Origin of the sequence: Brevundimonas aurifodinae (genome assembly GCF_040195595.1) — a bacterium.
Classification (GTDB): domain Bacteria; phylum Pseudomonadota; class Alphaproteobacteria; order Caulobacterales; family Caulobacteraceae; genus Brevundimonas; species Brevundimonas aurifodinae.
In genome coordinates, this window is record NZ_JBEGDD010000010.1 from 1 (window position 1) to 10,054 (window position 10,054).

Here is a 10,054-nt window from a genome sequence, read left to right on the forward strand (position 1 = left end):
ACCAGCCGACAGGGCGAGAGCCGCCGCCGCACTGGTCGCCAGGAACAAGGTCTTGAAACGCATGGGTGTGAGCCCTCCGCAGCCACAATTGATCTTCTGGGGCGGTCTCACCGCCTTGCGGGCGTCATAACAGCGTTGCCGCATCAGGTCGATAGGTTCCCTCCGATACCCCACGGTCGCGCAGGAAGCGTGATGTTGAAGCTACAGACGAATTCCGCCCCGCCATCGGCGCCCAGAGCCCCAAGCCAGCCTGGGCCGGACCCACGACGGCTTTCTCGTCCCCGCGAACCTGTCTAAGCCAGACCCATGAGCCAGACGAATTCGACCTGCGAGATCATCGCCGAGGCGGGCGTCAATCACGACGGCGTGGAAGCCGACGCCCTGCGGCTGGTCCAGGCCGCCGCCGAGGCCGGCGCGCCGACGGTGAAGTTCCAGACCTTCGACGCCGACGAACTGGCCACGTCGGACGCCCCGACCGCCGCCTATCAGGCTGCGGCCGGCGAGGGCGGACATCAGACGGGCATGCTGCGACGGCTGGCGCTGCCCATGACCGCCTGGGGCCGGATCGCGCGTGAGGCCGAGGCCTGCGGCATCGCCTTCCTGTCGACCCCGTTCGACATCGGGTCCGCCCGGTTTCTGGTCGACGAGCTCGGCATGGGCCGGATCAAGGTCGGCTCCGGGGAACTGACCAACCTGCCCTTTCTGCTGGATCTCGCCCGGCTCGGCCGGCCGCTGATCCTTTCGACGGGCATGGCCACCCTGCAGGAGGTCAGGGACGCGCTGGGGACGGTCGTGTTCGGCCGCCTGGCCGAATCGACGGCCAGACCCTCGCTGTCGGCGGTGCGCGAGGCCTTGACGCTGTCGGACGCGGAGACGGTCCTGGCGGACACCATGGTCCTGCAGTGCGTCACGGCCTATCCGGCCCCCCACGACCAGGCCAATCTGAGGGTCATCGACACCTACGGCGCGCTGGGGGTCGTTCCCGGCCTGTCGGACCACACCCTGGGCATCGAGGTCGCCCTGGCCGCCGTGGCGCGAGGCGCGCGGGTGATCGAGAAGCATCTGACGCTGGACCGGGGTCGGCCGGGGCCGGACCACAAGGCGTCCTTGGAACCCGCCGAGATGGCCGCCATGGTCCTCGGGGCCCGCCGGGTCACAGAGGCCCTGGGATCGGCCGACAAGGGTCCGGTCGAGGCCGAACGGATCAATATGGCCGTCGCGCGCAGACGCCTGGTCGCCACCCAGGCCATCCGCGCGGGGGAGGTCGTGGGTCCCCATAATGTCGCCGCGCGACGGGCCGGCGGCGGCGCGGAGCCGGCGCGGCTCTGGGAGATCACCGGCCGACCGGCCGACCGGGATTATGCGGTCGGCGCGTGGATCGAGGCGTGACGCGGATCGGCGTCTTCACCGGGACGCGCGCCGAGTACGGCCTGCTGCGGCCTGTGCTGGAGGCTCTGGACAGCTCGAACAGGCTCGAGTCCCGGCTCATCGTCGGCGGGACACATCTGTCGCCGGCGCACGGACGAACGGTTTCGGACATCGAGGCGGACGGGCGCCAGATCGACGCCACCGTGCCGGTGCCCCTGGCGGGAGACGACGGGGCCTCGGTGGCCACTGACATGGCCGCGACCCTGGCGGGCGTGGCCCGGGCCTATGCCGCTCTCGCGCTGGACGCCGTCATGGTGCTGGGCGACCGGACCGAGGTGCTGGCCGCCGCCTGCGCCGCCGTGCCCCTGAGACTGCCGATCCTGCATCTGGAGGGAGGGCACCGGACGGCGGGGGCGATCGACGATTCCATCCGTCATGCCGTGACCAAGCTCGCCGCCCTGCATTTCACCGCCGCCGAACCCTATCGCCAACGTATCCTGCAGATGGGGGAGGCCCCGGAGCGGGTGTTCACGGTGGGATCCACGGGGGTCGACACCCTGATGGCCCTGGGTCGAGCCGCGCCCGCCGATGTCGAGGCTCTGGACGGACTGGATCTGTCCAAGGGCTTCGTCCTGGCGACCTTTCATCCGGAGACCCTGGGCGAAGACACGCCGGAAGATCAGATCACCGCATTCCTGGACGGCCTGCGGAGCGTATCGGATCGCCCGATCCTGATGACCCAGCCCAATGCGGACGCGGGCGCGGGTGCCATACGGGCCGCGCTTTCGGCCTTCGCCGCGGAACGGTCCGGGCAGGTGCGGCTGGTCGAATCGCTGGGCGCGCGCGGCTATGCGGCGGCCCTGACCGCCTGCGATGTGGTGGTCGGCAACTCGTCCAGCGGCGTGATCGAGGCCCCGGCCGCCGGTGTGCCCTCGGTCAATGTCGGTCGCCGACAGGACGGCCGTCTGAAGCCCGCCAGCGTGATCGACTGCGCGCTGGAGCCCGGAGCGATTCGCACGGCGCTGTCCAAGGCCCTGACGCCCGCGTTCGGCGCGGCGGCGCGGGCGCTGCCGCCTATGTTCGGGGACGGGACGGCAGGCCGCCGGATCGTGGACATCCTGGAGCGGACGGATCTGACGGGACTGGCGCGCAAGCCCTTCGTCGATTTTCGCTAGCGCCGGATACTGTCGAGCGGCGCGGCCCCCTCGCCGCGCACATGGGGCCACAGCGCCTCGCAGACGGTGAAGTCGAAGGCCGTGTCGACGTCCCAGCCCCGTTCCGGCGGCATCAGCCACCCCCGGGTACCGGATCCCTGAAAGGTGCGGGATTTCAGCAAGACCTCGGGTCGGCCGACATAGACCGCGCCATTGATGACGACCGGCTCGTCCGGTCGGGCCGCGTCGGCGCGCAAGGTGCCGTCGGGGGTCAGGCGGCCGTAGAAGGTCTGGGGCTTGAGAACGGGCGAAACGCCGATGACGGCAGGAGCGCCCGTGTCGTGACAGAGCCGGACCGCGCCGTCGATGTCAGCCCCCAGACGCAGGGGCGACGTCGGCTGGAGCAGCACGACATAGTCCCAGCGCCCCTCGATCTGCTCCAGGGCGTGCTCGATCGCGTCGATCACGGACGCCGTTGGACCTGACAAGGCGGCCGGACGGCGGAAGGGGGGCGCAAAGCCCAGGTCCGTCGCGATGCCGGCCACCGCCTCGTCGTCGGTGGACACCACGACCTGGTCCAGCACGGTGGACTCGCGGCAGGCCTCGAGCGTCCAGGCCACCATGGGACGGCCCGCGAGATCACGCGTGTTCTTGCCGGGCAGCCCCTGGGACCCGGCCCTCGCAGGGACCAGACCCAGCACCCGGCCGACGTTCGCGCCCTCGCCGACCATGTCGCTCTCCGTGACGCCCTGCGGAGGGTCATTTAGACTCTGATTCGCGCCCGGTCGGCCTTCTGGTCCCCTGCGGCGCCTGGAAGGCGAAACACCGGCCATGACCGACACCTCCATTCCGGCCCTGAACGGCCGCCGCGTGCTGGTCACCGGGGCCGGCGGCTTCATCGGCAGCCGGCTGTGCGAGCGGCTGGTCGAGGCGGGGGCCGAGGTGCGGGCCCTGGTGCGTTATACCTCCGACGGCGAGGCCGGCTGGCTGGACCGGTCGGCGATCCGGGCACAGGTGGATGTGCGCAGGGGCGACCTGGCCGATCGCGACAGCGTGTTCGACGCCGTCCGGGGCACGGATCTGGTGTTCCACCTGGGGGCGCTGATCGCCATTCCCTATTCCTATCTTGCGCCCGAGAGCTATGTGCGGACCAACATCCTGGGCACGCTGAATGTGCTGCAGGCGGTGCGGGAGCTGGGCGTCGGGCGGCTGGTCCATACGTCGACCAGCGAGGTCTATGGCTCGGCGCAGGTCGTGCCGATGACCGAGGCCCACCCCCTGGTCGGCCAGTCGCCCTACTCCGCCTCCAAGATCGCGGCGGACAAGCTGGCGGAGAGCTATCACCGGTCGTTCGGCGCACCGGTCGTGACGCTGCGGCCGTTCAACACCTATGGGCCGCGCCAGAGCGCCCGTGCGGTGATTCCGACCATCACCACCCAGCTGCTGGCCGGACGGCCGATCCGGCTGGGAGACACCCGGCCGACGCGCGATTTCGTCTATGTCGACGACACGGTGACCGCTTTCCTGAAAGCCGGCACGGTGGAGGGGATCGAGGGACTGACCGTCCACACCGGCACGGGGCGCGAGACCCGGATCGGCGATCTGCCGGCCTTGATCGCGCAGGCCGCCGGAATGGCGTTCGTGGTCGAGGAGGACGAGAGCCGCCTGAGGCCCCCGGCCAGCGAGGTCGAGCGGCTGTGCGCCGACGCGACCCTGGCGCGAGAGCGGCTGGGGTGGGCCCCGACGGTCGACATCCAAGAGGGCCTGGCGCGGGTCGTCGCCTTCGTGCGCGAGAACCCGGCTCTCTATCGGCCCGAGGAGTACGCGGTGTGACCGGGGGTGGCGACATCACGGGCAATCTGATCACGCCGGACACGCCGCTGCTGGCAGCCATCGAGCGGATGGACGCGGTCAGAAAGAAGCTGCTGATCGTGGTCGACGGTGATGGACGCCTGCTGGGCACGGTCTCGGACGGCGACATCCGGCGCGGCCTGATGCGACGGCTGAGCATGGAGGACGCGGTCTCGGCGGTGATGAACGTCGCGCCCGTCGCCCTGCGGCTGGACGGGTCCGAGGCCGAGGCGCGGGTGCGGCTGGCCGATAGGGGCGTCAGCTTGGCCCCGGTGCTCGACCGGAACGACCGGGTCGTGGGGTTGTATCCCGACGCGGTCTCCGCCGGGACGCAGCGCGACAATCTGGTGGTCATCATGGCCGGGGGGCGGGGCGTCCGGCTCGCGCCCCTGACCCAGACCTGCCCCAAGCCGATGCTGAAGGTCGCGGGCCGGCCGCTGCTGGAAACCATCATCGAGCGGCTGCAGGCGCAGGGGTTTCACCGCTTCCGCCTGGCGGTCAACTATCTGGCCGAGATCATCGAGGATCATTTCGGCGACGGCTCGGGAATGGGGGTCGAGATCCGCTACCTGCGCGAGGATCATCCGCGCGGCACCGCCGGGGCCCTGTCGCTGGTGGCCGATCCGATCATACAGCCGATGCTGGTGATGAACGGGGACGTCCTGACGCGGATGGCGTTCGGGGATCTGGTGGACTTCCATATCGAGAACCGGGCCGTGGCGACCCTGTGCGTGCGCGAACACGCCTTCCAGGCCCCCCATGGCGTGGCCGAGGTGGACGGGGTGCGGATGACGGCGCTGCGCGAAAAGCCGACCTTTCGCTGGCTGGCCAACGCCGGGGTCTATTGCCTGGACGGGTCGGTGCTGTCGCGGGTCCCGGCCGAGGGCCCCTATGACATGCCCGAACTGCTGGCCTCGCTGGCGGCGGAGGGGGCGATGGTCGGGGCCTATCCGATCCACGAATACTGGCTGGACATCGGTCGGCCGCCCGACTTCGAGAGCGCCCAGAGCGACTTCGGCGCCGTGTTCGACCCGGCCTGAGCGCCCGACACCTTCTGGCCGCTTGCGAAGCCCGCGCGTCCGCGTATGTTCCCGGCCGGGTGCGTCGTCTCTTTCAGGTCAGCCGAACCGCGAGCCAGGGTATCGGCCCGCCGCCGGCCTGTCGGGCATGCGGACCCTGACCACGCGCCTTTCCTCGACCCCTGTGAGTGTATTTCCTTGAGCCGGCATTTCAGGATCATCGGCGCGCTTCTGATGCGCGAGATGACCACGCGCTTCGGCCGCGAGGGTCTGGGATTCCTTTGGGTCATCGGCGAACCGCTGATGTTCTGTTTCGGCGTGCTGTTCATGTGGACGCTGATCAAGCCCGAGTACGAGCACGGCATCCGCCTGGGGCCGCTGGTCATGACCGGATACATGTCGCTGCTGATGTATCGCCATATGATCAGCTTCAGCATCGGCGCGTTGAACGCCAATATCGGCCTGCTGCATCACCGCCAGGTGGGCATCATGCATATCTTCTTCGCCCGCAACCTGATGGAGTTCGCCGGAGGCACGGTGGCCTTCGTCGTGGTCTATCTGACGCTGATCGCCATGGGCCAGGTCAGTCTGCCGGCCGACTGGCTGCTGCTTTACGGCGGCTGGCTGATGGTGGGGTGGACAGGGGTGGGCATCGCCCTGGTGTTCGCCGGCCTGTCGCTCCGGTTCGAGGTGATGGAGCGGCTGGTGCCGATCCTGACCTATGCCATGATCCCGCTGTCGGGGGCCTTCTTCATGGTCTCGTGGCTGCCGGCGCAGTATCGTGAACCATTCCTCTGGGTGCCCTTCCCCAACGCCATCGAGATGGTGCGCGCGGGGGTTTTCGGCGAGTTCGTGGACACCTATTACCACGCCGACTATGCCCTTCTGTCAGGCGCGGTCATGCTGTTCACAGGCATGATCCTGCTGGCGGGGGCCAAGAACCGGGTTGCCATCGAATGACCGAGACCAAGCTCAACTACATCGGGCCGATCCCCAAGCTGCTGACGTTCGAGCGCGATCGTCCGGCCTGGTGGCGGCGCATTCCGGTGGCGGCGATCCTGGTCATCGCCCTGCCGACGCTGCTGGCGGCGATCTACTATCTGCTGATCGCCTCGCCCCGGTATGTGTCCGAGACCCAGTTCATCGTGCGCGCGGCCGGACAGTCGACGCCGTCGACCATCGGCGTGGCGCTCCAGGGCATCGGCATCGCCCCGACCCAGACCGACGCCTTCGCGGTCCACGAATACATCACCTCGCGCGACGCCCTGCGCGAGCTGTCGCGGCGCTATGATCTGCCGGCCATCCTGGGGCCGCGCGGCGCCGACGCCTTCTCACGCTATCCCCGCCCCTGGGAAGACCGCTCCAACGAGGGGCTGCACGAAGGCTTCCAGCGGTTCGTCACGGTCGGCTACGACTCCACCACCGGCATCTCGACCCTGCGCGTCGAGGCCTTCCGGGCGCGCGACGCCCAGGCCCTGACCGAGTCGCTGCTGAGCGGTGGCGAGCAGCTGATCAACCGCATGAACGAGCGGTCCTCCGCCGACGCCGTGGCCCAGGCCCAGCAGGCCCGCGAGGAGGCCCGCGCCCGTCTGGCCGGGGCCCAGCAGCAGCTGACCGCCTTCCGCAACCGCGAGCAGATCATCGATCCCCAGTTGGTCGCGCGCGAAAGCTCCCAGCTGATCGGCGGGCTTCAGGCCCAGGTCGCCGGCCTGCGCGCCGAACGGGCCCAGGTCGCCGCCGAGGCCCCCAACAGCCCGCAGCTGCCCACCTTCGACAGCCGCATCCGCGCGTATGAGCAGCAGATCGAAATCGAGCGCAGCCGCATGGCGGGCACCTCCAGCTCCCTGGCCCCCATGATCAGCGTCTATGAGGACCTGGCCCTGGCGCGCGAACTGGCCGACCGCGAACTGACCCAGGCCACGGCCGCCGTCATCACCGCCGAACAGGAAGCCCGCCGCCAGAAGCTGTATCTGGACCGCGTCGTCAGCCCCAGCCTGCCGGACGAACCGGCCCAGCCCAAGCGCTGGCTGGCCGTCCTGACGGTCCTGGCCTCGTCGCTGCTGGCCTATGGCATCGGCTGGCTGATCTGGGCGGGCGTGCGCGAGCATCGCCAGGACTGATCGATGGCCGCCGTCCTGGAGGAAATCGCCGCGCCGCCCGGTCTCAGTGTCCAGAACCTGGGCATGACCTATCACGGCGCGACCAAGCCGCTGTTCACGGGCCTCAGCTTCGATCTGGCGCGGGGCGGGCGGCTGGCCATCCTGGGACGGAACGGCCAGGGCAAGTCGACCCTCATCAAGATGCTGGGCGGCGTGTTGCCCGAGACCGAGGGCCGCATCCGCTGGCTGATGTCGTCGTCCTGGCCCATCGGCTTCGGCGGCGGCTTTCAGGGCAGCCTGTCGGGCCTGGACAACATCCGCTTCATCTCGCGCGTCTACGGCCGCCCCTATGAGGAGATCCTGGAGCGGGTCGACGACTTCGCCGAGCTGGGCTCGTCGCTGAAGCTGCCGGTCAAGCACTACTCTTCCGGCATGCGCGCGCGCCTGGCCTTCGGCCTGTCGCTGGCGATCGAGTTCGACTGCTATCTGATCGACGAACTGGTGGCGGTCGGCGACGCCCGTTTCCAGCAGAAATGCCAGGAAGAGCTGTTCGAGCGCCGCGCCACCCGGTCGTTCATGATGGCCAGCCACGACACCCACCTGATCGCCCGCCACTGCGACCGCGCCCTGATCATCGAAAGCGGCAAGGCCAAGCTGTTCGAGGACATCGACGAGGCGGTGGAAGTCTATACCTGGCTGAGGGCGGCGTAGTGGTGGCGGGCGTTCCGCCGCAATGGATAATTCTGACGCCCTCTGCTGATGACGAGGCGTGGCGGGAGGCGATCGCTTCGGCTGTGAGTGAGGCAGAACTGACCTTCGTCGACGCGGATCGACTGTCAGATGCCGGGCGTGAACCAGCCTACAACGAGGTCTGGCTAACCGAAGACGCCCTTCTTCCCCGCCAGTTTGGCCAGAAGCCGATCGTGGTCTTCATGCCCCGGCCGGACACAGCGCCGGAGGCCGTCGCCGATGCTCGGGGGACCTATGCGCCGCACAGCGTTTGGCAAGCGTCTCTCCTCCTCGCTCGGGCCGTCGATCAAGGGGCCGAGGGTGCCCTTGTGGTGAGCGGCAATCAGCTGAACCATATCCGCGAACGCCGCTTCAGCCTGACGGACTGGTTGTCGATTCAGCCGCCGCGTGCGGGCGATGTCGTCCCGGTCCGCCCAGCGGTCCGGACTGCTCTGTCTCTGTTCGCGGACGGCGCACCGCAACCGGGACTTGAAGCCGTCTGGTCCGAAAGAATTTTTCAGTATGACGAACGAGCGGCGCGTGATTGGGATGCTGCCGGGCAACTGGACGTCACAGGGCGGCCCAGAATTCTGGTGTACGGACCCTATCTTGCTTTGCCAGCCGGCGTTTGGCGGGCGAAGGTTCGCTTCGCCGTCGATGAGCAGGCGTGCAAGCGGGAGTTCAGGATCGATTGGGGCACGCCTGCGGACTTTCAGTCCACCTCAGTCAGCCCCAATGCGCCAGGCGTCTACGAAATCGAACTCGAACATGTCTGGCCCGACAGCGCCATGGCTGAAATACGCCTCTGGATCATGGAAGGCGCTTTCGATGGGCGACTGGACTTTCTGGGAGCGACAGTGGCTTACGTGTCGGAGCCACAATTCACGCTCGCTTGAACGAGAGCATCCAGTCTTCGCGGTTTAGCGGATCGAGCAACTCAGCACGCGACACAGGCGTCAAGGCGCTGTCGTGATTGACATAATGGGGGGCGTGACCATAGAGCGCCTCCAGCCGGTCCAGAAGCCCAGCGGCGTCCTGGCACCTGTGGCTGTTGAACTCTACCAGCAGTTCGGGGCGGTGGGCTTGAAGGATGCCTGAGGCGCCGGCCAGGGCCGCCTCTTCTGCCCCCTCAACGTCCAATTTTATGAAGTCGATAGTCGGCCAGTCCGCGAGCAAGGTGTCGAGCCGTGCGCTGGTTACCTGGATCGTCCCCTCGCTACCAGCCTCGGAATCGGCGACAATCCTCGCGTTCTTAGGTTCAGAACTTGGCGTCTCAAACGTGATCGCCCGCCCATCGACATCGCCTAGCGCCTTTTCGATGACAGTGACCCGATCATCGAACCCGTTCACATACAGCGTCTGCCGTAGGAATTTCGCTGTGTTCGGGTTTGCCTCGATGGCGGCGACACGCCCCTGCGTACCGACGATGTCAGCGAACAGGACCGTGTAATAGCCGTGGTTGGCCCCGGCATCGACGACGTGCATGCCTGGCTTCAAGCGCTGCGCCATGAAGACGGTCAGCCACGGCTCCCAGAACCCGTCGAGCATCATGTGGGCGCCGAACCCGATGTCTGTGGTGGGCATGTACAGCTTGTAGCGCCCAAGCACCCGGCAAAGCGTGACCTGATAGCCCAGGAAGGCGGTCTGACAGAGCGCGCGGCTTCGGCGTTCGAGCGTCCATCTGTCGAACGACAAAAGCTCGTTCAACCCGACGAGACTTCCTTCCGAAGCTGTCATTCGCACTCTCTTGGCCCAAGGGGGAAAACGCATACCGCACCGCCTGCTCCGGCCGCATCTCTCTAGGGGCGCGAAAGACGATTGGAAACGGCCGTTA

The 10,054-nt window shown here is 68.0% G+C and carries 10 protein-coding genes; 8 read left to right on the plus strand and 2 right to left on the minus strand.

Going from position 1 to position 10,054, the window contains the following annotated elements; all coding sequences use genetic code 11:
- Window positions 1-306: 306 nt before the first annotated feature.
- On the plus strand, window positions 307-1,389 hold the full coding sequence (locus ABN401_RS11985) for an N-acetylneuraminate synthase family protein (RefSeq protein WP_349685086.1): 1,083 nt from the start codon (window positions 307-309) through the stop codon (window positions 1,387-1,389).
- Window positions 1,386-2,543 (plus strand): UDP-N-acetylglucosamine 2-epimerase, encoded by a 1,158-nt coding sequence (gene neuC, locus ABN401_RS11990; protein ID WP_349685087.1) that lies wholly within the window; start codon window positions 1,386-1,388, stop codon window positions 2,541-2,543. The genes ABN401_RS11985 and neuC overlap by 4 nt, the downstream gene beginning before the upstream one ends.
- Here the strand turns inward: neuC and ABN401_RS11995 are convergent.
- On the minus strand, window positions 2,540-3,253 hold the full coding sequence (locus ABN401_RS11995; RefSeq protein ID WP_349685088.1) for an acylneuraminate cytidylyltransferase family protein: 714 nt from the start codon (window positions 3,251-3,253) through the stop codon (window positions 2,540-2,542). The two genes, neuC and ABN401_RS11995, sit on opposite strands and share 4 nt — an antisense overlap.
- A gap of 100 nt (window positions 3,254-3,353) precedes the next feature.
- Between ABN401_RS11995 and ABN401_RS12000 the strand changes: the two genes are divergently transcribed.
- The 6 genes from ABN401_RS12000 (at window position 3,354) to ABN401_RS12025 (ending at window position 9,116) form a co-directional block, all read left to right on the plus strand.
- Entirely contained in the window at window positions 3,354-4,355 is a 1,002-nt protein-coding gene (locus tag ABN401_RS12000) for an SDR family NAD(P)-dependent oxidoreductase (protein WP_349685089.1), read from the plus strand.
- Entirely contained in the window at window positions 4,352-5,413 is a 1,062-nt protein-coding gene (locus tag ABN401_RS12005; protein ID WP_349685090.1) for a nucleotidyltransferase family protein, read from the plus strand. Before ABN401_RS12000 ends, ABN401_RS12005 begins: the two co-directional genes overlap by 4 nt.
- 177 nt (window positions 5,414-5,590) lie before the next feature.
- Complete coding sequence (locus tag ABN401_RS12010) at window positions 5,591-6,352, plus strand: ABC transporter permease (RefSeq protein ID WP_349685091.1); 762 nt, start codon at window positions 5,591-5,593, stop codon at window positions 6,350-6,352.
- Entirely contained in the window at window positions 6,349-7,512 is a 1,164-nt protein-coding gene (locus ABN401_RS12015; RefSeq protein ID WP_349685092.1) for a KpsE/RkpR family capsule polysaccharide export protein, read from the plus strand. Before ABN401_RS12010 ends, ABN401_RS12015 begins: the two co-directional genes overlap by 4 nt.
- Window positions 7,513-7,515: 3 nt before the next feature.
- Window positions 7,516-8,202 (plus strand): ABC transporter ATP-binding protein, encoded by a 687-nt coding sequence (locus ABN401_RS12020; protein ID WP_349685093.1) that lies wholly within the window; start codon window positions 7,516-7,518, stop codon window positions 8,200-8,202.
- 2 nt (window positions 8,203-8,204) lie between these two features.
- Complete coding sequence (locus ABN401_RS12025) at window positions 8,205-9,116, plus strand: hypothetical protein (protein ID WP_349685094.1); 912 nt, start codon at window positions 8,205-8,207, stop codon at window positions 9,114-9,116.
- On the opposite strand, the gene ABN401_RS12030 is transcribed toward ABN401_RS12025, so the two are convergent.
- Window positions 9,103-9,957: an FkbM family methyltransferase gene (locus tag ABN401_RS12030; RefSeq protein WP_349685095.1), complete on the minus strand. Its 855-nt coding sequence runs from the start codon at window positions 9,955-9,957 to the stop codon at window positions 9,103-9,105. The genes ABN401_RS12025 and ABN401_RS12030 overlap by 14 nt on opposite strands.
- Between the last annotated feature and the right edge of the window lie 97 nt (window positions 9,958-10,054).